The organism is Mycolicibacterium septicum DSM 44393 (assembly GCF_000455325.1).
Classification (GTDB): domain Bacteria; phylum Actinomycetota; class Actinomycetes; order Mycobacteriales; family Mycobacteriaceae; genus Mycobacterium; species Mycobacterium septicum.
The window spans coordinates 3,187,015-3,207,737 of sequence record NZ_HG322951.1; the positions used below are offsets into that span (position 1 = coordinate 3,187,015).

Below are 20,723 nucleotides of genomic sequence, written 5' to 3' on the forward strand. Positions count from 1 at the left end.
GGGTACGTGCGGGCGACGCGCACGCCGCGATCAGATCGCCGCGGCCCGCCGGGCGGTGCGTGCGATCGATGAGATCGCCTGCCACTCAAGCGTTGAGGCCCTGCGCCGCACCAGCCCGGTGCAGCGGTTGTGGCGCGATGCCCACGTCGGTCTCGCGACGGTGGTCGGCGAGTCGAAGGCAGTGGCCCCGTAGCTCGACGGCTCCACGAAAAAAACGGTGGGCGGCGCTGAGGTCAGCGCCGCCCACCGTTTTCGTTGCCTTGATCAGGCGTGCGTTCCGCCGTCGATCCGGATCTCGGTGCCGCTGATGAACGCACCGTCGTCGGATACCAGCATCGCGATGACGCCCGCGACCGCGGACGGGGCACCCATCCCGGCACCGCCGGAGGCCAGGTTGGTCGGCATGATCGGCGACAACTTGGCGAACAACGACCAGTCGCTGTCGGCGGGAACGAGTCCCGGTGTGGCGTCGGTGATTCCGGACTTGATGCTGCCCGGCGCCACGCTGACCGCCCGCAGACCCTGCTTGCCGTACTCCAGGGCGAGCGCATGGGTCATCGCCTGGATGCCACCCTTGCTGGCCGCATAGGCCGCCATGTACGGATGGGCGAACGCCGCCGACGTCGAACTGAAGTTCACGATCGCACTCTGCGGATTCTCCAGCAGTGCCGGCAGAGTCTCGCGGATCACCAGGAACGTCCCCGTGAGATTGACGGTGATGATCTGGTTCCACGCCTGCAGGCTCATCTCGTGGGTGTGCACCGCGCGCAGCATGCCCGCGGCGTTCACCACCGCATCGAGCCCGCCCAGCGTCTCGACCGCGCCACGCGCACCGTCGACCACCGACGCCTCATCGCCGATGTCCATCGTCAGCGCGGTGAGGCGGTCTGCGGTGCCGGCCTCCTGTGCGCTCTGCCGGGTGGCTTCCAGGCCCTCGGCGGAGATGTCGGCGCCGACGACCGCGGCACCCTCATCGAGCAGTCGCAGTGCGGTGGCCTGTCCGATCCCGGATCCTGCGCCGGTCACCAGGATCCGGCGGCCCTCAAGTCGATTCATGACCATCACTGTCCCATCACGTATTTCACGGTCGGACCGGCGGTCCAGCCGCCATCGACGGCGATCTCCGCGCCGGTGACGTAGGTGGAGGCGCCGGAGAGCAGGTAGCCGACCGCGCCGGCGATCTCGTCGGCCTCGCCGACGCGGCCCATCGGGGTGTTGGGGTAGTTGCCCTCACCCTGTGCGATGCCGATCTGTGCGGTCATCGGCGTGTAGGTCATGCCGGGGTGCACCGAGTTCACCCGGATCCGGTCGGGTGCCAGTTCCACGGCGGCGATCTTGCTCAGCCCGCGCACGCCCCACTTGGAAGCGCCGTACCCGGCGGTCAGCGCCAGGCCCATCAGGCCGGCGGCCGAGGAGATGTTCACGATGGAACCCCCTCCCGCGGCGCGCATCGGCGCGATGACCGCCTGAAGGCCGTTGAAGACGCCGACCAGGTTGATCTCGAGCACGGTACGGAAGTGGTCCAGCGGCTCGTGCTCGATGAACTGGCCGGTCGAGATGCCCGCGTTGTTCACCAGGCCGTTCAGGGTGCCGAACTCCGCCAGGGTCAGCTCGACCGCGGATTGCCACTGCGCCGCATCGGTCACGTCGAGGTGGACGTAGCGGGCGCCGGCACCCAGTTCGGCGGCCAGCGCGTTGCCGTCCTCGTCGAGGACGTCGGAGATCACCACCTTGCCGCCCCGCGCGACGATGTGCCGGGCGAACGAAGCGCCGAGGCCACGTGCGCCGCCGGTGACGATCGCTACGACATCCGACAAGCTATCCGAATCTGCTTGCATCTCAACAATTTCCTTTCGGGGTAAACCCGGGCCGGAGTCAGGATCGATCCTGGCCGCAGCGCCGCGGTGGATGAACGCAACGATATTCGTCACGGCGATGGCGTGGCCGAAAGTCTCATTCAGCGGGAATGGGTGGCGCAGCGCTGCGACGATGCCGCCCAGTACCGGTGAGTGAGACAACAGCTGTCCGCTGCGCTCGCCGGTTCGTAACGTGACGAGCCGAATCATGAATCGAAAGGCAACGATGTGACAGCCCAGCCAGCTCCGTCAGGTACCGCCGACAAGTCCGCCACGGTGGATGTGGTCGTGGTGGGAGCCGGTTTCGCCGGGCTGTACGCCCTGCATCGCCTTCGCCGGCAGGGCCTCTCGGTGCGGGTGTTCGAGGCCGCCGCCGGAGTGGGCGGAGTCTGGTACTGGAACCGCTATCCGGGTGCGCGCTGCGACGTGGAGAGCGTCGACTATTCCTACTCGTTCGACTCCGCCCTTGAGCAGGAGTGGGACTGGACCGAGAAGTACGCCACCCAGCCGGAGATCCTGGCCTACCTCAACCACGTGGCCGACCGGTTCGACCTGCGGCGCGACATCTCCTTCGAGACCCGGGTGACCGACATGGTGCTCGACGAGAAGACGCTGCGCTGGGAGGTTCGCACCGACCGCGGTGACATCGTGTCCGCGCGGTTCTGCATCCTGGCCGTCGGGCCGCTGTCGAACGCGAACATCCCGGCGATCGATGGCCTCGATTCGTTCGCGGGCGAGGTCTACCACACCGCGCACTGGCCGCACGAAGGCGTTGATTTCACCGGCAAGCGGGTCGGCGTGATCGGCACGGGATCCTCGGGCATCCAGGCGATCCCGTACATCGCGAAGGCAGCCGCACAGCTGACCGTCTTCCAGCGCACCCCGAACTACAGCGTGCCGGCGGGCAACATTCCGCTCGACGATGAAACGCGCGCCGCCCAGAAAGCCGGGTACGCCGAGCGGCGCAGGCTCTCGATGCGCAGTGGGGGCGGCTCGCCGCATCAGCCTCATCCCAAGTCTGCCCTCGACGTCTCCGCCGAGGAACTGCGGCAGACCTACGAGCGGCGCTGGGAACTGGGCGGTGTGTTGTTCTCCAAGGCCTTCCCGGATCAGCTGGTCACCATCGAGGCCAACGACACCGCACGCCTGTTCTGGGAGCAGAAGGTGCGGGCCGTGATCGACGATCCCGCGGTCGCCGACGTGTTGATCCCGAAGGATCATCCGATCGGCGCCAAGCGAATCTGCACCGACGACAACTACTTCCAGACCTTCAACCGGGACAACGTCTCGTTGGTGAATCTGCGGGCCACCCCGATCGAGCGGATCGACGCATCCGGCCTCGACACCACCGAGGCGCACTACGATCTCGACGCTCTCGTGCTGGCCACCGGATTCGACGCGATGACCGGATCGGTGCAGAAGCTCAACGTGGTGGGCCGGGGTGGCCGGCCGCTGAACGAGGCGTGGGCGGAAGGGCCCGCGACCTACCTCGGCCTCGGTGTCCCGGGCTTCCCGAACCTCTTCAACATCGCCGGTCCCGGCGCCCCCTCGGTGCTGGCCAACATGGTGCTGCATTCGGAGTTGCACCTGAACTGGGTCGCCGATGCGATCGCCTTCCTCGACGCGCAGAGCGCTCCGGCGATCGAGGCGCGTGAGGACGCCGCAGCCGAGTGGGTGGCCGAATGTACCCGACGCGCTGCCGGAACACTGATGCCGCAGGCCAATTCGTGGTATCTCGGGGCGAACATCCCGGGCAAGCCGCGGGTGTTCATGCCGTTCGTCGGCGGTTTCGGTGTGTACGGCGAGATCATCGCCGACGTCGCGGCAGCGGGCTACAAGGGCTTCGACATCCACCAGGATCTGACCGCCTAGCGATCACGGCCCAGCGCCGCTCGGATGTCGGCGCACACCTGCCGCCTGGCGGTGCCGGCCAGGGTCAGCGCCGACATCGTCATGAACCCGTGGATGGCGCCGGGGCAACTCCGGTGCACCACCGGAACACCCTGGGCCGCAAGCGCTTCGGCGTAACGTTCGCCTTCGGAGTGCAGCGGGTCGAAACCCGCGGTGATCACCACCGCGGCCGGCAGCCCCGACAGATCCGCCCTCAGCGGCGACGCATGGGGGTGGGTGCGGTCGCCCGCATCCGGCACGTACTGGTCCCAGTACCACGCCATGGCGGCGCGGGTGTTGTAGTACCCCGCCGCGAACCGGCGGTAGGACTCGGTGTCGAAATCCGCGGCGATCACTGGATACAACAGTGCCTGGCACGCGATGTCCGGACCGCCGCGATCGCGGGCGAGGATCGCGGTGACGGCGGCGAGATTTCCGCCGGCGCTGTCTCCCGCGACGACGATCTGAGACGCGTCGGCGCCGAGTTCGCCGGCCGTACGAGCGACCCAGCACAATGCGGCGTACACGTCGTCTGCGGCGGCAGGCCAACGCGCTTCGGGTGCCAGCCGGTAGTCGACGGACACCACCACCGCACCGATGCCGTTGCACAGGTCCCGGCACAGATCGTCGTGGGTGTCGAGGTCGCAGAACACGAATCCACCGCCGTGCGCGAACAGCACCACGGGTGCCGGGGCACCGGAGGACGTTTCCGGCCAGTAGATCCGGACGGGAACATCGCCCTCGGTCCCCGGTATCGCCCGCTCCTCGACCGCGCCGATCGGCTGCGGACGGTCCGGTGCCCGATACCGGGACCGCACGGCGGCCCTGGCCTCGGCGCCGCTCATCGTCTCGACGGCAGGGAAACCGGTATTCAGTACGGGCAGCAGTTCTGCGATCTCCGGATCGACTTTCATCTCCGCCTGTTCGTCGAGTTGTCCGTGCACGGCAACGGGGGTCCTTTGGCTCACCGAACCACACCGGCGCCGCCTCTGGTCCGGGTGTTCCGCGCAGCGGGACTCACTGGATCCGGCTCTCGGCCAGCACGATTGAGGCTGGTCTTGTACCGCTGAGCGAGACTGCGAGCCCCCGTCGCGCTGCGAGTGCGGACCATCACATGGCCTGGCCAAGTGAGGCGGTCGACACACCGGAGACGGCGCTCGGCGAAATCCACAGTCGGGGAGTCGCATTCGACCGGGCAACCTGAGCCGCCACTGCGGCGTGCTCGACAACCTGATAGATGGAGAGGAAATGGACCGACATAGCAAGTTCGACAACGGCGCCGTACCCGCTGTGCGTCGTCGTTCGAGAACGACATGGAGAGCCCTCGGCATCGTGCTGACCGCCTTCGGCTTCTTCGTGATTTCCGTGCTGCCCGCATGGGCCGCCGAGAACATGCGGGTCACCTTCGTGCGCCACGGTCAGTCCGCAGGCAACACATCGGGGAACATCGACACCTCGACGCCGGGTCCGTCTCTCACCCCGCTGGGGCGAGAGCAGGCCCAGGCGGTGGCCGACAAGCTGGGGGACAACAACTATGACGCCATCTATGCGTCGCAGATGATCCGTACCCAGCAGACCGCAGAACCGATGTCGGCCTATCTGGGTCTGCCGATCCAGGTGCTGCCCGGCCTGCAGGAGATCGAGGCGGGTGACTACGAGGGCACACCCGAGAGCGGTGCACTGGGTGGCTATCTCCAGTCTCCGATCGCCTGGGCGTTCGCTGGTCAGCTCGGCGCGCGCATCCCGGGCTCGATCGACGGCAACGAGTTCGACGCGCGAGTCGACGGCGCGTTGAAGACCATGTACGACAAGGGCGACCGCAACGCGGTCGTGTTCTCGCACGGCGGCACCATCATGTTCTGGACCATGATGAACGCCAAGAACCTCACCCTGGCGGAGAAGGGCATGCTGCTGAGCCAGCACGCACTGGGCAACACCGACTACGTCGTCATCGAGGGAAACCCCGAGGACGGCTGGACATTGGTGGACTGGAACGGCCAGCGGTTCAGCCCCGAGCCGACGTTCGCGCATGAGGTCGGGCTGCAGATGCGGACACTGACCCGCCAGCTCGAGGCCGCCATGAAGCAGGTGACGGACTCATTCGCCACCGGTGACGTGATCAAGGTTGCGACGGCGATCAACCGCAGCGTGGCCGATGCCTCCTTCTCGGTGGCCAAGTTCAACCGTGCGATCAATGCCGAGGTCATCAAGCGGGTCGGCAAGGCCATCGATCAGGTGCGCAATCCGGATTCCGATCCGGTGCCGGAGCTCACCGACAAGGTGTCCGACACGGTCAAGAGCGTTGTCCCGGAAACGGGTTCGGCCACGGACATGCTGAAGCCACTGAACGCTGTGGTGACAGATCCGAAGGGCGCGCCGGAATCGGCCGGTTCCGGCCGCGACACCGTGACCCAGAAGGTCACCTCCTCGGTGCGGGGCAACGGTGCGACCGACCTCACCGCCGGCAACATGGTCAGGCCCGGCAAGGCCTTCGCCGATGCCAAGCGCACCGGCGAACAGGTTCGTACCGCGCTGTCCGACACCGCCGATCAGCTCAGGTCGACGGTGAAGTCCTCGCTCGGCAGCATCACCGGTGCCGCCAAGAAGGTGTCCGAGAGTGTCGGCGCGCCAAGCGCTTCGCGTGACACCGCCGGTTCCGAGAAGGCTTCCGCCGATTCGGACAGCTGATGAACGCAGGCCGGCCGGTGTAGTTGTCCAGTCGCCCGCATAAGAAATTGGCCCCCTCCGTCAGACGGAGGGGGCCAATCTCGTTATGGCACGTGGCGGCCCGGACCGGGCCGGGTGTTAGTCGAGGTAGTCGCGCAGAACCTGCGAGCGGCTGGGGTGCCGCAGCTTGCTCATGGTCTTGGACTCGATCTGGCGGATGCGCTCACGGGTGACGCCGTAGACCTGGCCGATCTCGTCGAGGGTGCGCGGCTGGCCGTCGGTCAGACCGAAGCGCAGCCGGACCACGCCGGCCTCGCGCTCGGACAGCGTCTCCAGCACCGACTGCAGCTGATCCTGCAGCAGGGTGAAGGACACCGCGTCGACGGCGACCACGGCCTCGGAGTCCTCGATGAAGTCACCGAGCTGGCTGTCGCCCTCATCGCCGATGGTCTGGTCCAGCGAGATGGGCTCACGCGCGTACTGCTGGATCTCCAGCACCTTCTCCGGCGTGATGTCCATTTCCTTGGCCAGCTCTTCGGGCGTGGGCTCGCGGCCCAGGTCCTGCAGCAGCTCACGCTGGATGCGGCCCAGCTTGTTGATCACCTCGACCATGTGCACCGGGATACGGATGGTGCGGGCCTGGTCGGCCATGGCGCGGGTGATGGCCTGGCGGATCCACCAGGTGGCGTACGTGGAGAACTTGTAGCCCTTGGTGTAGTCGAACTTCTCGACCGCGCGGATCAGGCCCAGGTTGCCTTCCTGGATCAGGTCCAGGAACGCCATGCCGCGGCCGGTGTAGCGCTTGGCCAGCGACACCACCAGACGCAGGTTGGCTTCCAGCAGATGGTTTTTCGCGCGATCGCCGTCGCGGCAGATCCACTGGTAGTCGCGTCGCACCTGGGTGGTGAGCCTCTCGCCCTTCTCGGCGAACTCGGCCATCTTCTGGGTGGCGAACAGCCCGGCCTCGATGCGCTTGGCGAGCTCGACCTCTTCCTCGGCGTTGAGCAGGGCGACCTTGCCGATCTGCTTGAGGTAGGCGCGGACCGAGTCGGCCGAAGCCGTCAGCTCGGCGTCCTTGCGTGCCTGCCGCAGCGCCTCGGACTCTTCCTCGTCCCACACGAAGTCGCCGGAGGCCTTGTCCTTCTCGGACGGCTCGGGGTGTTCTTCGTCGGCCTTGGCCGGCTTCGCCGGCGCGGCGGCCTTGGCGTCCTTGCTCTCGCCTTTCTCGGCCTCGTCCTCGTCCTCGTCGTCGCCGGACTCTTCGACCTCGTCGTCGGTGTCGAGATCCTCATCGAGTTCGAGGTCGGCGTCGTCGACGTCGAGATCCTCACCCGGACCCGACTCGAGGTCTTCGGTGGTCTCCAGATCGTCGTTGACGTCCTCGGGCTTGCCCGCCGCGGCCTTCGTGGCCTTCTTGGCGGGGGCCTTCTTGGCGGGGGCGCGCTTGGTGGCGGTACCGCCCTCGGCCTTGGCCGCGGTGCTCTTGGCTGCCCGCTTGGCCGGGGCCTTCTTGGCGGGAGTCTTGGTAGCGGTGCGCTTCACCGGCTCGTCGGTCGCCGGGCTTGCCTTTGTCGCTGCCACGTACACCCTTTCGGTCTCGCGAAATTCTCGGTGGGCATGGGCATACTCCACCGAAAGCGTCTGCTATCGAATGTTGGCGTTCTTATCGGCTGGGATATTCACCGCTATTCGGTAGGCGGCCGCCGAGGACCATTGTAACGACAGTGTGGGTGTTCACCGTGCCGAGCGGCAAATTTCGCCACGTGGCCGACCGAAAGCGGCAAAGTTACCCGGCGGTAGGTTGCGTGCCGGCGGGCCCCGGGTCCTGACTGGCCATGGCCGCACCCACGATGCCTGCCGTGTTGAGCAACGCCGCCGGGACGATCGGGGTGCGGATCTTGAGCAGGGGAAGCCACTTGTCGGACTTACGGCTGATGCCGCCGCCCGCGATGAACAGGTCCGGCCAGATCGCGTTCTCGATCGTCACCAGAACCTTGTTCACCTCTTCGCTCCACCGCGCGTAACTCCACTCCTTGCGTTCCTTGACCGAGGACGCGGCGCGGTGTTCGGCTTCCTTGCCCTCTACCTGCAGGTGGCCAAATTCGGTGTTGGGCAACAACACACCGTTGTGGATCACCGCGGAGCCGATGCCGGTGCCGAAGGTCAGCAGGACCACGACACCGCTGTTGGCCTTGCCCGCCCCGTAACGCTCCTCGGCCAGGCCCGCCGCGTCGGCGTCGTTGAGCACGCGCACCGGCTGCCCGCCGATCGCGGCGCTGATCACCTCGGCGGCGTTCACCCCGATCCAGCCCTTGTCGACATTGGCGGCGGTGCGCACGATGCCGTCGGTGACGACGCCCGGGTAGGTGACGCCCACGCTGCCGGTCCAGCCGAACTCGGCCACCACCGCAGCCACCGTTTTCGCCACCGAGTCGGGCGTCGACGGCTGCGGCGTGTCGAGCTTGAACCGCTCGCCGATGAGCTGCCCGGTGTCCAGGTCGACGATGCCGCCCTTGATCCCGCTGCCGCCGACGTCGACGCCGAATCCGCGGTGTTGCGCGTCGGCGGGGGAAACCGGATCTGCCGCGGATGCGTCGGGTGCGGTCATGGGTGCTCCTTTGTGGGACAGGCGGTGAGGCTGTCGGACAGGATGAGGGACAAACCAAGGCGCGTCCCCACCCTAGTCGGTGAACATCGCACCCGCGGCTGGTCTGCCATCCACTGCGAAGCGACTTTTCGGTCGGAAGATGTTGCGATAGGGCCGTGACCGACAACAGTTTCGATGCTCCCGCCTTGCGAGCCGTGGCCGAGCAACTGGCCACCGAAGCCGCCGAGTTCGTCTCGCGCCGTCGCGCCGAGGTGTTCGGCGCCGGGGTACGTGACGATGGGCGGACTGTCAGATCCAAGAGCACCCCGACCGACCCCGTCACGATCGTCGACACCGAAACCGAACGGTGGCTGCGTGAGCGGCTGGCGGTGTTGCGGCCCGCAGAGGCCATCCTGGGGGAGGAGGAGGGCGGTCAGGATGACCGCCCGGGACTGAGCTGGGTGCTCGACCCGATCGACGGCACGGTCAACTTCGTCTACGGGATCCCGGCCTACGCGGTGTCGGTGGCCGCGCAGTACGACGGACGGTCGGTGGCCGGGGCCGTGGCCAATGTCCCTGCCGGCGAGGTCTACTCGGCAGCCCTGGGTCATGGTGCCGAACTGGTGCGGGACGGGCTGCGCACGCAGCTGCGGTGCTCCGGCGTCGAGGATCTGTCCATGGCGCTGCTGGGGACCGGGTTCGCCTACGACCCACCCCAGCGGGCGCGGCAGGCCGCGGTGCTGGCCCAGGTGCTGCCCTCGGTGCGCGACGTGCGCCGCATCGGCTCGTGCGCGCTCGATCTGTGCATGGTGGCAGCGGGCCGGCTGGACGCCTACTACGAAGACGGTGTGCAGGTCTGGGACTGGGCCGCCGCGGCGCTGATCGCCGCCGAGGCCGGGGCGACAGTGTGGCTGCCGACCGTTCCCGGTGCCGAGTACGCGGCGGCGTCGGCGCCGGGCATCGCCGACGCCCTGCACGACGCGCTAGCAGGTGCCGGTATGGATCTTTGACAGCAGTGCGGAATCCGACGGTGCGGTGGCGTCGGGCCGCAGGCTGGCCAGCACGGCCTTGATGTCGTCGTTGCTGGTGAGTTCGCTGAACTCGGTGCCGAGCGCCAGATCGACTGTGGCGTCTGGCCTTTCGTCCTGGAACAGCTCGGTGCAGGGGGCCACCAGCCACACCGCCGCGGCCGCTGTGCGGCCGGACGGGCCGAATCGGATCTGGCCCTGGCATTCCAGCCGCGTGCTGGCGTAGATCGGGTCGTTGGCCGCCTCGGGCTGGGCGAAGCCGAGATCGCGCAGGGCCCCGGCCACCTCGCCGGCCTGGCCGCCCTGGCCGCTGGCGTTGAGCACCCGGATCCTGGTCTCGGCCAGCGGTGCCGGCGTGACTTCGGTCATCGCCGAACTGGCCACCTGCTCGCCCAGCTTGGGGGCGGCCGGATCGGTGGCCGGCGGGTTGTTGCAGACCGTGGCCTCGTGCACATCGGCGGGCTGATTGAGCGCGATGATCCAGACGATCATCGTCACCACAGCGAGTGCGACGAAGAGCACAATGCCCGGTACGAAACTGCGCCGACGGAAGGGCCGACCGTGACGGTCGAAGGCGGTGCCATCGGTGATTTGCGCGACCACACCTGCACTCTAAGGGCAATGGTGTTCGCTGACGCAGTAGAGCTCAGACGGTAGTGTGATGTAAATCACACTGAAACGTGTGGCAATACGGGCACGAATCATTTGGGGAATGCGTTCGACGCTGGTACAAAGCTCTGCTGCAAGGTAAGGGAGGGGACACAGACGATGGCTACCGACTACGACGCTCCACGGCGTTCCGAAGCAGACGAGGTTTCTGAGGATTCGCTGGAGGAACTCAAGGCGCGTCGCAACGAGGCGCAGTCCGCGGTGGTGGATGTCGACGAATCAGAAACAGCGGAGTCGTTCGAGCTGCCGGGCGCAGACCTGTCCGGCGAGGAATTGTCGGTACGGGTGGTTCCGAAGCAGGCCGACGAGTTCACGTGCTCCAGCTGTTTTCTGGTGCATCACCGCAGCCGGCTGGCAAGCGAGAAGAACGGCGTGATGATCTGCACGGACTGCGCCGCCTGACGGCGGCTCAGCCGCGGAGTGCACCCAGGACGCGATCCGGATGGCGGGAACTGACGAGCCAGTACGGGGTGGGATCATCCGGATCGTCGAGCACCACCAGCACCATCGGGCCCACCCAGGCCCGGTGGACGACGTAGGCGGCGGGATCGAGTTGGCGACCCAGCGCGGCGGACTTGGCGGACCGCGGCACCTCCGCGGTCCGGGAGATGACGCTCGTCGGCAGGTGTGCGTCACCGACCCACAACTCGGTGTCGCCACCGCTGTGGCGCACGACCTTCAATTCGGTCTTGCTGAACCACATCAGCACAGCCCCCGCCACGCCGAAGAGCAGCACGTACGGCAACCACGCCGGAATGGCCGGGGCGGCCAGGCCGATCTCGAATGCGATTACCCCTGCCAGCACCGCAGCCGGCAGCGACCACCACCATGGCACCCACAAACGTTCGCGGTAGTGAACGCTTTGGGTGGTTGCGCGCGTGTCTGACACGGGGCTCAGAGTAATCTGTGACGTCGTGTCCACCTCTCTGGCGGTCGTCCGATTGGACCGCGAACTACCGATGCCCAGCCGGGCGCACGATGGGGACGCGGGCGTAGACCTCTACAGCGCGCGTGATGTCGAGCTGGCCCCCGGGCAGCGGGAGCTCGTGCCCACCGGAGTCGCCGTGGCCATTCCGCACGGAATGGTGGGATTGATCCATCCGCGGTCGGGTTTGGCTGCCCGCGTGGGTCTTTCGATCGTCAACAGTCCGGGCACCGTAGACGCCGGTTATCGCGGCGAGATCAAGGTCTCGCTGATCAACCTCGATCCCGACACGCCGATCGTGATCAACCGCGGTGACCGGATTGCCCAGCTGTTGGTACAGCGGGTAGAACTGCCCGAGTTGGTCGAGGTGACCTCGTTCGACGAGGCGGGCCTGGCTGACACCTCCCGTGGCGAAGGCGGCCACGGTTCCTCCGGCGGACATGCGAGTTTGTGATGGCATTCGGAAAACGCAAGAGCAAGGATTCGGCCGACGATTCGGCCGGTCAGAACGACGACGAACTGGTCGTCGACCAGCCGTCCTCGGCAGACGTGGCCGATGATGTCGACGAGGGGTCCGACCAGGGCCCGTTCGACGTCGAGGACTTCGACGATCCCGCGATCGCGGTGCAGGGCAGGCTCGACCTCGGCTCGGTGCTGATCCCCATGCCCGACGGCGGGCAGGTCCAGGTCGAGCTGAACGAGGCCGGGGCGCCCAGCGCGGTGTGGGTGGTGACCCCGAACGGGCGGTTCACCATCGCCGCCTACGCCGCCCCCAAGAGCGCGGGCCTGTGGCGTGAGGTGGCCGGCGAGCTCGCCGAGTCGCTGCGCAAGGACGCCAGCTCGGTGAACATCCAGGACGGCCCGTGGGGCCGCGAGGTGGTCGGCGCGGGCAACGGCGGTGTCGTGCGCTTCATCGGCGTCGACGGCTACCGCTGGATGGTGCGCTGTGTGGTCAACGGCGCCCCCGAGACGATCGACGCGCTGGCCGCCGAGGCGCGGGCATCATTGGCCGACACCGTGATTCGCCGCGGTGAAACGCCGCTGCCGGTGCGCACGCCGCTGCAGGTGGAGCTGCCCGAGCCGATGGCCGCCCAACTGCGCGCCGCAGCACAGCAGGCCGCGGTGCAGCAGGCCGCTCAGCAGCTCGCCGCTGCCACTCAGGCACCGCCGCAGGATCAGCCTCCGGCCGAGCCGGTGGCGCGCCGCAGTGAGCAGGGCTCGGCGATGCAGCAGCTGCGCACCATCACCGGCGGGTAGAACACCCGCGCATCAGCCTGCGACGGTGTCGCTGGCGGCCTCCTGCAGCGCCGCCACGCAGGCGGCACCCAGCACACCGGTGTCGAGCCCCATCTGTTCGAGGGTGACCGACCGCAACGCCGCCTGCGGTGCTGCGGCCACCCATTCGTAACCGACCTCGGCCGGATGCACCGGATCGTCGGTCGCCACCGCGACGCCCATGGGCACCCGGAGCTGTTCGAGTTCGGCACTGCCGGGTGCGCGGTAACCCGAGGCTTCCTCCATCGCATCGGGCAACGTCGGCCACTGGCCCACCCAGGAACGGGCGAGTTCGTCGGCCAGCCACGGCGGGCTGGAGGCGCGCATCTGCGCGACTGTGGCCGCCAGCCCATCCCGGCGCAACAGGTCCGCCGACTGCCGGGCCAACAGCGCGGCAGGGGCATGCTGGGAGGAGCCCGTCCACGGCGGCAGGGCGGCCAGCACCGCCACCGTGTGGCCGGGATGGTCCAACGCCCACCGGAGCGCCACGACGGCGCCGATGGACACTCCGCCGACGGCGATCGGGCCCGAACGGGCCGCGTCGTCCAGCGCGTGCAGGTAACCCTCGACAAGCCGGTCCGGAGTCGGTGGCGGGGTCACCACCAGAGCTTCGGCGGCGTGCAGTGCACCCGAAAAGGCCCGGTAGACGTAGTTGTCGTCGGACCCGGTGCCGGGCAGCAGAACGGTTGGGACACCGCGCAGAATGACGCTCATCACACGATCGTGCCTGCCCCGTCAAATCGTCGGCGTGCCGACCCACACCCCACGTGGCATTCCCCCCGCAAGAGGTCTACCGTGGCCTTGGTTGGGCAGATTCACAGTGGATCTGCAGAAGGTCAGGAGAGGCCATGGCTACGGCCGAAGGGTATCTGCGCCGGCTTACGCGACGCCTGACGGAAGACCCCGAACAGCTTGATGTCGAAGAGCTCAGCGACGAAGCCGCCAATACCGGCGCGCTCAGGGCGATCGATGCTCAGCGCGGCCAGGAAGTGACGATGGTCGGCACCCTGCGCAGCGTCGAATGTAACGGCAAGGGGTGTTCCGGCGGCATCAAGGCCGAACTGTTCGACGGCACCGACACGGTGTTGTTGGTGTGGCTGGGGCAGCGCCGCATCCCGGGTATCGAGTCCGGCCGCACCCTGCGGGTGCACGGCCGGGTCGGCAAGCTGGAGAACGGCGCCAAGGCGATCTACAACCCCCGCTACGAAATCCAGAAGTGAGTCAGCCCGACAACAACGCGCCCCCGCAATCCGAGAGTGAGCCGGCGCCGACCCCTGCCCATGGTGGCGGACGGGCCGTGCTCGACCAGATGGGCGGCATCAGCGGCCTGATCTATTCGTCGCTGCCGGTGGTGGTTTTCGTCCCGGTGTCAACGGCGTTCGGGCTGTTGCCCGCGATCGCCGCCGCACTCGGCGTGGCGACCCTGATCCTGATCTGGCGGTTGATCCGCCGCGATTCCATTCAGCCCGCGGTGTCGGGATTCTTCGCCGTGGGCGTCAGCGCACTCATCGCCTATCTGGTGGGGGAGTCGAAAGGCTATTTCCTGCTTGGCATCTGGAGCTCGCTGATCTATGCCGTGGTGTTCGGGGTATCGGTGGTGATCCGGCGCCCGGTGGTCGGCTACATCTGGGGCTGGGTGAATTCACACGACCGGGCCTGGCGCGATGTCCGTCGGGCCGTGTTGGCCTTCGACGTCGCCACGCTCACCTGGGTCGCGGTGTTCGCGTCGCGATTCCTGGTTCAGCAGTACCTCTATGACTCCGACCAGACCGGCTGGCTGGGCTTCGCGCGCATCGCGATGGGCTGGCCGCTGACCGCCGTCGCCGCGTTGGTGACCTACCTGGCCATCCGGGCCGCGCAGCGTGCCGTACACGCCCAGGACGCCGCAGCGCCGGTCGAGCGCGACACAGCGGGCTAGCCGCGACACAGCGGGCTAGCGCGGCGCCGGACGCAGCAGCAGTTCGCGCAGTTCGTCCTCGGACTCCGTGACGGCCACGAACAACAGCTCGTCGCCACCCTCGAGGGGCTCGTCGGACTCGGGCACGATCACCCTGGCGCCACGCAGGATCGTCACGAGAGCGGTGTCACGGGGCAGATCGAGGCGCTTGACGGGACGCCCGCCCCATGGGGTGTCGTCGGGCAGCGTGATCTCGACCAGGTTGGCCTGCCCCTTGCGGAACTCCATCAGGCGGACCAGATCGCCGACCGCGACGGCCTCCTCGACGAGCGAGGCGAGCATGCGCGGTGTCGACACCGCCACGTCCACACCCCAGTTCTCGTCGAACAGCCACTCGTTGCGGGGGTCGTTGACGCGGGCCACCACCCGGGGAACCGCGAACTCGGTTTTGGCCAGCAGGCTGACCACGACGTTGACCTTGTCGTCACCGGTGGCCGCGATCACCACGTCGAATTCCTCGAGCTTGACCGACTCCATCAGGCTGAGCTCGCAGGCGTCACCGAGCCGCCAGTGGGCGGCTGGGATGGCATCGACGTCAATATGGTCGGGATTGCGCTCCAGCAGCGTCACGTCGTGATCGCTGTCGAGCAACTCGCGGGCGATCGAGCGGCCCACGGCCCCGGCCCCGGCGATGGCAACTTTCATCAGTGAGACTCCAAGTCCTCGCTGGGCGGCAACGCCGCGATGGCCAGCGCCTCGGCGATGTGCCCGGACACGGCGGCCACGTACACCTGGTCGCCGGCCTGGATCACGGACTTCGGTTCGGGCAGGTAGCCGTTGCCGAACCGGATCATGAAGGCCACGCGGCCGCCTGTGGCGACCTCCAGGTCGGTGACCAGGTGCCCGGCCCAATCCTGGTGCAGCGGAAGTTCGGCCACGCCCACGTTGCCCGAGGGATCGCGCCACTTGGTGGTCTCGGTCTCCCTGGTCAGCACGTTGAGCAGACGGTCGGTGGTCCACGGCACGGTGGCCACCGTGGGGATGCCCAGCCGCTCGTAGACCGCGGCGCGCTTGGCGTCGTAGATGCGCGCCACCACGCGCTCGACGCCGAACGTCTCGCGGGCCACCCGGGCCGAGATGATGTTGGAGTTGTCGCCCGAGGAGACCGCGGCGAACGCGCCGGCTTCCTCGATCCCGGCGCGCAGCAGGACGTCGCGGTCGAAGCCCATCCCGAGCACCCGTTCGCCGGTGAACTCCGGCGAGAGCCGGTGGAACGCGGTGCTGTCGCGGTCGATGACCGCGACCTCGTGGCCGATACGGGCCAGGCTGTCTGCGAGGGAGGCGCCCACCCGGCCGCACCCCATGACGACTACTCGCACCCGAAGGTCCTTTCCGGTGGCAGAAACGCGCGGTTGCGCTGTCCGTGCCCTCGAACGCTACAGCTTTGTGACGACTTTTCCCGTTCGGGCTTAGTCTTGGCTCTCGTGTCCAAGCTTTCGACGGCGACGCGCCGGTTGGTACTGGGGCGGCCGTTCCGCAGCGACAAGCTCTCTCACACCCTTCTGCCCAAACGGATCGCCCTGCCGGTGTTCGCCTCCGACGCCTTGTCGTCGGTCGCCTACGCGCCGGAGGAGATCTTCCTGGTGCTGTCGGTGGCGGGGCTGACGGCCTACTCCCTGACGCCGTGGATCGGCCTGGCGGTGGCGGGCGTCATGCTGATCGTGATTGCGAGTTACCGGCAGAACGTGCACGCATATCCGTCCGGCGGCGGGGACTACGAGGTCGTCACCACGAACCTCGGGCCCACCGCGGGGCTCACGGTCGCCAGCGCGCTGATGGTGGATTACGTGCTGACCGTTGCGGTGTCGATGTCGTCGGCGATGTCGAACATCGGCTCGGCGGTGCCGTTCGTCGCGCAGCACAAGGTGCTGTTCGCGGTGGTGGCGATCCTGCTGCTGGCCTCGATGAACCTGCGCGGGCTGCGAGAATCGGGCACCGCGTTCGCGATTCCCACCTACGCCTTCATGATCGGCATGTACATCATGCTGGGCTGGGGGCTGTTCCAGATCTACGTTCTGGATCATCCGCTGCGCGCGGAATCCGCCGGTTTCGAGATGCGTCCCGAACACGGTGAGGTGCTCGGCTTCGCACTCGTGTTCCTGGTGGCCCGGGCGTTCTCCTCGGGTTCGGCAGCGCTGACCGGTGTCGAGGCGATCAGCAACGGGGTGCCGGCCTTCCGTAAGCCCAAGTCGCGCAACGCTGCCACGACCCTGCTGCTGCTCGGGGTGATCTCGGTCACCCTGTTCATGGGAATCATCCTGCTGTCGAAGGCGACCGGGGTGCAGATCGCCGAACGGCCGCAGGAGCAGTTGATCGGGGCGCCGCCCGACTACCACCAGAAGACGTTGATCGCGCAGCTCGCCGACGCGGTGTTCCACAACTTCCCGGTGGGTCTGTACCTGATCGCGGGGGTCACCGCGCTGATCCTGGTGCTGGCGGCGAACACCGCGTTCAACGGGTTTCCGGTGCTGGGGTCGATCCTGGCTCAGGACCGGTTCCTGCCGCGGCAGCTGCACACTCGCGGTGACCGGCTGGCGTTCTCCAACGGCATCCTGTTCCTGGCCTTCGCGGCGATCGCGTTCGTGGTGGCGTTCCGCGCAGAGGTGACCGCGCTGATCCAGCTCTACATCGTCGGCGTGTTCGTATCGTTCACGCTCAGCCAGATCGGCATGGTCCGGCACTGGACCCGGTTGTTGCGCACCGAAACCGATCCGGCGGTGCGGCGGCACATGATGCGGTCACGGATCATCAACGCGGTCGGTCTGACGGCCACCGGCACGGTTCTTGTGGTCGTGGTGGTGACCAAGTTCCTCGCCGGTGCCTGGATCGCCATCCTGGCGATGGGTGCGCTGTTCGTCATCATGAAGCTCATCCACAAGCACTACGAAACCGTGGCCCGCGAGCTCGAGAAGGAGGACGAGGAAGCGGGCGACATCGTGCTGCCGAGCCGCAACCACGCGGTGGTCCTGGTGTCGAAGTTGCATCTGCCGACCAAACGGGCGCTGGCCTACGCCCGGGCCACCAGACCGGACGTGCTGGAGGCGATCACGGTCAGCGTCGACGACGCCGAGACCCGTGCGCTGGTGCACCAGTGGGAGGACAGCGATATCAGCGTGCCGCTGAAGGTGATCGCCTCTCCCTACCGTGAAATCACCCGGCCAGTACTCGATTACGTCAAACGGGTCACCAAGGAATCGCCGCGGACCGTGGTGACGGTGTTCATCCCCGAATACGTCGTGGGCCACTGGTGGGAACAGGTACTGCACAACCAGAGCGCGTTGCGGCTCAAGGGCCGGCTGCTGTTCATGCCCAACGTGATGGTGACATCGGTTCCGTGGCAATTGAGTTCGTCCGAGCGGTTGAAGGCGCTGCAGCCGCGCGCCACCCCGGGCGATGCCCGCAGGGGGTTCCTCGAATGACGGAACTCACGCTGACCACGGGACCGGCGGCCAACGGCGGCAGTTGCGTGGCCCGCCACGACGGCCGGGTGGTGTTCGTCCGTTACGCCCTGCCCGGCGAGACCGTGCGGGTCAAGGTGCTCGACGAACGTGGGTCGTATTGGCACGCCGAGGTTGTCGAGGTCCTGGAACCTTCCGTCGACCGCGTCGATCCGCTGTGCCCGATCGCCGGGGTCGACGGCGCCGGGTGCTGCGATCTGGCGTTCGCCGAGCCGGAGGCGGCGCGGCGGCTCAAGGGCTCGGTGGTGGCCAACCAATTGGCGCGGCTGGGCGGATTCACCTGGCGCGACGAACAGACGGCGGTCGCCGAACCGGTCGGTGCCGGGGAAGTCCTCGGCTGGCGGACCCGCGTGCGGCTGGACACCACCACCGACGGCCGGGCCGGATTCCACCGGTACCACAGCGCCGAGCTGGTCACAGACCTCGATTGCGGACAACTGCCCGCGGAGCTGACCGACGGCCTGTCCGAGATGCGTTGGACGCCGGGCGCGCACGTGCACGTGGTCCTGGACTCCGACGGCCGCAGGCACATCGTGCAATCAGGCCCCAATGCGACCGGCCGCAAAGCCGGCCGCGCGGGCGGTCCGAAAAACACGACACGGGTCATCGAAGGCGATTACGAGGCGGTGCAGCGCGTCGGCGGGCGGCAGTGGATGCTGCCGGCGACGGCGTTCTGGCAGGCCCACCGTGATGCGGCGGCCCTCTACAGCGGGCTGGTGGCCGATTGGTCCGGGCTGCAGCCGGGCATGACGGCGTGGGACCTGTACGGCGGTGCCGGGGTATTCGCCGCGGCGCTGGCCGAACTGGTCGGGCCGGACGGACGCGTAATGACCGTCGACACCTCACGCGGGGCATCACGTGCGGCGCGCAGCGCTCTGGCCGACCTGCCCTGGGTCTCGGTGGTCACCGAATCGGTGCGTCGCGCCCTGTCGGCCGAGTCGGGACGTCCCGACGTCGCGGTGCTCGACCCGCCGCGCACCGGCGCCGGCCGGGAGGTGATCGATGCGCTCGCCGCCACCGGGGTGCCGAGGGTCATCCACATCGGTTGTGAGGCAGCGTCCTTCGCCCGGGACGTCGGGCTGTATCTGCGGCACGGTTACGCCGTGGAGGAACTGCGGGTGTTCGATTCCTTCCCGCTCACCCACCATGTGGAGTGCGTCGCGGTGCTGACCCGCTGACCCGGGTGGCCCCGCGCGCTCACTCCTGGGCGTCGGGCCCCATCGTCGGGGTGGGGAAGTGCGCATAGGTGGCCCGGTTGCCGCCCTGGGCCCTCGACTGGTTCATCGCGGTGTCGGCCAGCGCGACGAGGGCGTCGACGACCTGCGGGGTGGGCAGTTCGGTCAGCGGGCGCAATTGGCTGCAGGCGGTGCCGATGCTGGCCGTCAGGCGCATGGGCGTTGTGGTGATGGCCATCCGGATCCTGTTGACCAGTGGTGAGGGGTCGTTGGTCTTGAACACGTCGGCGATCAGGAATTCGCTGTCGGACACGTGGGCCAGCGGAACCTTGTGGCGCACCGTCTCACGGATGGCCTGCGCGACGGCGACCCGGGCGTGGAACGTGCTGTGGCTGCCGTCCATGTCGCTGAGTAGCGCCATGTCGTCGATGCCGACCGCAACGACCACCAGGTACTGATCGTCGTGGCGGCTGTGGGAGCCCAGCATCGTGGCGGTGTGCATGTCGAACGCCTCGCGGTTGAGCAAACCGGTCAGCGGGTCGATCTCGGCCGGGTGCTGAACCCGGTCGGGTTCGATCAACTCGACTGCCATCCGGCACAACGCCGAGGTACTCAGGATCACCAGCAATGCGACCAGCGTGCCCACGGCCCCCAGCCAGACATCTGTCAGCCCGACCCGGACACCCAGGAAGGCCACGACCGCGCCGGAGGACACCCAGGTCAGGTACAGCACCCGGCGACTGTGCAGGAAGGCCGTATAGGCGGTGATCAGGCTCAGTGAACTGGAACCCATGAGCCCGACGACCGGATCCACCAGCAGGATGCAGGTCGCCGCGATACAGGCCGTGCCGATGGACACGACGGTCCACGACTGGGTGCGGCTGGGCCACTGCCGCCGCCACCACCATTGCGCCAGGGTCAGGCCGCCGACGGCCACCGCCACGGCCACATATTGCAGGCCGCCGTGCGGGCCCTTCGGGCTGACCAGCAACAAGAGCGGAACCAGGCTCAAACCGACGATGGTGACCCCGACGAGGCGCTGCATCTGGATGCGCTTGCCCTGCGCAGCGAGCAGCGCGGTTCGCGCGTAGTAGTTATCGAATGGACTCAACCCGCACCCCGGAGTAATCGACTTCGCCTTCACCTTACGTAATCATGAGAGCCGCGGTTTTGTCGCCGGTTTGAGGCGCTGCCACGGACTTCGCCGGTATTTGCTCGACCGCCTCACCTGTTAGC

21 protein-coding genes and 1 pseudogene are annotated in these 20,723 nt (G+C 67.7%); 11 read left to right on the plus strand and 11 right to left on the minus strand.

What is annotated here, in order from left to right; genetic code table 11:
* Positions 1-193: pseudogene (locus TX88_RS33345) on the plus strand (hypothetical protein); the annotation flags it as partial.
* Between the two features lie 71 nt (positions 194-264).
* On the opposite strand, the gene TX88_RS15100 reads toward TX88_RS33345, so the two are convergent.
* Together TX88_RS15100 and TX88_RS15105 are read right to left on the minus strand one after the other, a co-directional pair.
* Positions 265-1,056, minus strand: coding sequence for an SDR family NAD(P)-dependent oxidoreductase (locus TX88_RS15100; RefSeq protein ID WP_044519423.1), 792 nt, complete (start codon positions 1,054-1,056; stop codon positions 265-267).
* Positions 1,057-1,061: 5 nt separating this feature from the next.
* On the minus strand, positions 1,062-1,838 hold the full coding sequence (locus TX88_RS15105; protein ID WP_044519424.1) for a glucose 1-dehydrogenase: 777 nt from the start codon (positions 1,836-1,838) through the stop codon (positions 1,062-1,064).
* A gap of 246 nt (positions 1,839-2,084) precedes the next feature.
* Between TX88_RS15105 and TX88_RS15110 the strand changes: the two genes are divergently transcribed.
* Positions 2,085-3,728 (plus strand): flavin-containing monooxygenase, encoded by a 1,644-nt coding sequence (locus TX88_RS15110; RefSeq protein WP_044517868.1) that lies wholly within the window; start codon positions 2,085-2,087, stop codon positions 3,726-3,728.
* Here TX88_RS15110 and TX88_RS15115 read toward each other — a convergent pair.
* On the minus strand, positions 3,725-4,660 hold the full coding sequence (locus TX88_RS15115; protein ID WP_044519425.1) for a LipP1 family hormone-sensitive lipase: 936 nt from the start codon (positions 4,658-4,660) through the stop codon (positions 3,725-3,727). The two genes, TX88_RS15110 and TX88_RS15115, sit on opposite strands and share 4 nt — an antisense overlap.
* A 334-nt stretch (positions 4,661-4,994) precedes the next feature.
* Here TX88_RS15115 and TX88_RS15120 point away from each other — a divergent pair, with 334 nt between their 5' ends.
* Positions 4,995-6,434, plus strand: coding sequence for a histidine phosphatase family protein (locus TX88_RS15120; RefSeq protein WP_084622010.1), 1,440 nt, complete (start codon positions 4,995-4,997; stop codon positions 6,432-6,434).
* 117 nt (positions 6,435-6,551) lie between these two features.
* Here the strand turns inward: TX88_RS15120 and TX88_RS15125 are convergent, their stop codons facing one another.
* Both TX88_RS15125 and ppgK read right to left on the minus strand, forming a co-directional pair.
* On the minus strand, positions 6,552-7,994 hold the full coding sequence (locus TX88_RS15125) for an RNA polymerase sigma factor (protein ID WP_044519427.1): 1,443 nt from the start codon (positions 7,992-7,994) through the stop codon (positions 6,552-6,554).
* 205 nt (positions 7,995-8,199) lie between these two features.
* A complete protein-coding gene (ppgK, locus tag TX88_RS15130) occupies positions 8,200-9,021 on the minus strand; it encodes a polyphosphate--glucose phosphotransferase (protein WP_044517869.1) in 822 nt (273 codons plus the stop codon).
* Between the two features lie 155 nt (positions 9,022-9,176).
* Between ppgK and TX88_RS15135 the strand changes: the two genes are divergently transcribed.
* Positions 9,177-10,010 (plus strand): inositol monophosphatase family protein, encoded by an 834-nt coding sequence (locus tag TX88_RS15135; protein ID WP_044517871.1) that lies wholly within the window; start codon positions 9,177-9,179, stop codon positions 10,008-10,010.
* On the opposite strand, the gene cei is transcribed toward TX88_RS15135, so the two are convergent.
* Positions 9,984-10,631: an envelope integrity protein Cei gene (cei, locus tag TX88_RS15140; RefSeq protein ID WP_044517873.1), complete on the minus strand. Its 648-nt coding sequence runs from the start codon at positions 10,629-10,631 to the stop codon at positions 9,984-9,986. The genes TX88_RS15135 and cei overlap by 27 nt on opposite strands.
* Before the next feature lie 165 nt (positions 10,632-10,796).
* Here cei and TX88_RS15145 point away from each other — a divergent pair, with 165 nt between their 5' ends.
* Positions 10,797-11,099 carry a DUF4193 domain-containing protein gene (locus TX88_RS15145; RefSeq protein ID WP_003880601.1) on the plus strand — a complete coding sequence of 101 codons (303 nt, stop codon included), beginning with the start codon at positions 10,797-10,799 and terminating at the stop codon, positions 11,097-11,099.
* Positions 11,100-11,106: 7 nt separating this feature from the next.
* Here the strand turns inward: TX88_RS15145 and TX88_RS15150 are convergent, their stop codons facing one another.
* Entirely contained in the window at positions 11,107-11,586 is a 480-nt protein-coding gene (locus tag TX88_RS15150) for a DUF3093 domain-containing protein (RefSeq protein ID WP_044517876.1), read from the minus strand.
* A gap of 25 nt (positions 11,587-11,611) precedes the next feature.
* Here TX88_RS15150 and dut point away from each other — a divergent pair, with 25 nt between their 5' ends.
* A complete protein-coding gene (gene dut, locus TX88_RS15155) occupies positions 11,612-12,076 on the plus strand; it encodes a dUTP diphosphatase (RefSeq protein WP_044517877.1) in 465 nt (154 codons plus the stop codon).
* Positions 12,076-12,879: a DUF3710 domain-containing protein gene (locus TX88_RS15160; RefSeq protein ID WP_044517879.1), complete on the plus strand. Its 804-nt coding sequence runs from the start codon at positions 12,076-12,078 to the stop codon at positions 12,877-12,879. Before dut ends, TX88_RS15160 begins: the two co-directional genes overlap by 1 nt.
* 12 nt (positions 12,880-12,891) lie before the next feature.
* Here TX88_RS15160 and TX88_RS15165 read toward each other — a convergent pair whose 3' ends face one another.
* Entirely contained in the window at positions 12,892-13,611 is a 720-nt protein-coding gene (locus tag TX88_RS15165) for an alpha/beta fold hydrolase (protein WP_044517881.1), read from the minus strand.
* Positions 13,612-13,745: 134 nt separating this feature from the next.
* On the opposite strand from TX88_RS15165, the gene TX88_RS15170 reads away from it, so the two are divergent.
* The gene (locus TX88_RS15170; RefSeq protein ID WP_044517882.1) at positions 13,746-14,117 is read left to right on the plus strand and encodes an OB-fold nucleic acid binding domain-containing protein; all 372 of its coding nucleotides are present in this window, start codon (positions 13,746-13,748) and stop codon (positions 14,115-14,117) included.
* The gene (locus TX88_RS15175; RefSeq protein WP_044517884.1) at positions 14,114-14,815 is read left to right on the plus strand and encodes a DUF3159 domain-containing protein; all 702 of its coding nucleotides are present in this window, start codon (positions 14,114-14,116) and stop codon (positions 14,813-14,815) included. The genes TX88_RS15170 and TX88_RS15175 overlap by 4 nt, the downstream gene beginning before the upstream one ends.
* Positions 14,816-14,830: 15 nt before the next feature.
* Here TX88_RS15175 and TX88_RS15180 read toward each other — a convergent pair whose 3' ends face one another.
* Entirely contained in the window at positions 14,831-15,499 is a 669-nt protein-coding gene (locus TX88_RS15180) for a potassium channel family protein (RefSeq protein ID WP_044517885.1), read from the minus strand.
* Positions 15,499-16,173 (minus strand): potassium channel family protein, encoded by a 675-nt coding sequence (locus tag TX88_RS15185; RefSeq protein ID WP_090425326.1) that lies wholly within the window; start codon positions 16,171-16,173, stop codon positions 15,499-15,501. The genes TX88_RS15180 and TX88_RS15185 overlap by 1 nt, the downstream gene beginning before the upstream one ends.
* Positions 16,174-16,269: 96 nt before the next feature.
* Here TX88_RS15185 and TX88_RS15190 point away from each other — a divergent pair, with 96 nt between their 5' ends.
* Together TX88_RS15190 and TX88_RS15195 are read left to right on the plus strand one after the other, a co-directional pair.
* Positions 16,270-18,273 carry an APC family permease gene (locus TX88_RS15190; protein WP_209446985.1) on the plus strand — a complete coding sequence of 668 codons (2,004 nt, stop codon included), beginning with the start codon at positions 16,270-16,272 and terminating at the stop codon, positions 18,271-18,273.
* Positions 18,270-19,490, plus strand: a complete 1,221-nt coding sequence (locus TX88_RS15195) for a class I SAM-dependent RNA methyltransferase (protein ID WP_044517891.1) — start codon at positions 18,270-18,272, stop codon at positions 19,488-19,490. The genes TX88_RS15190 and TX88_RS15195 overlap by 4 nt, the downstream gene beginning before the upstream one ends.
* 19 nt (positions 19,491-19,509) lie before the next feature.
* Here the strand turns inward: TX88_RS15195 and TX88_RS15200 are convergent, their stop codons facing one another.
* On the minus strand, positions 19,510-20,598 hold the full coding sequence (locus tag TX88_RS15200; RefSeq protein WP_049924929.1) for a GGDEF domain-containing protein: 1,089 nt from the start codon (positions 20,596-20,598) through the stop codon (positions 19,510-19,512).
* Positions 20,599-20,723: the final 125 nt, after the last annotated feature.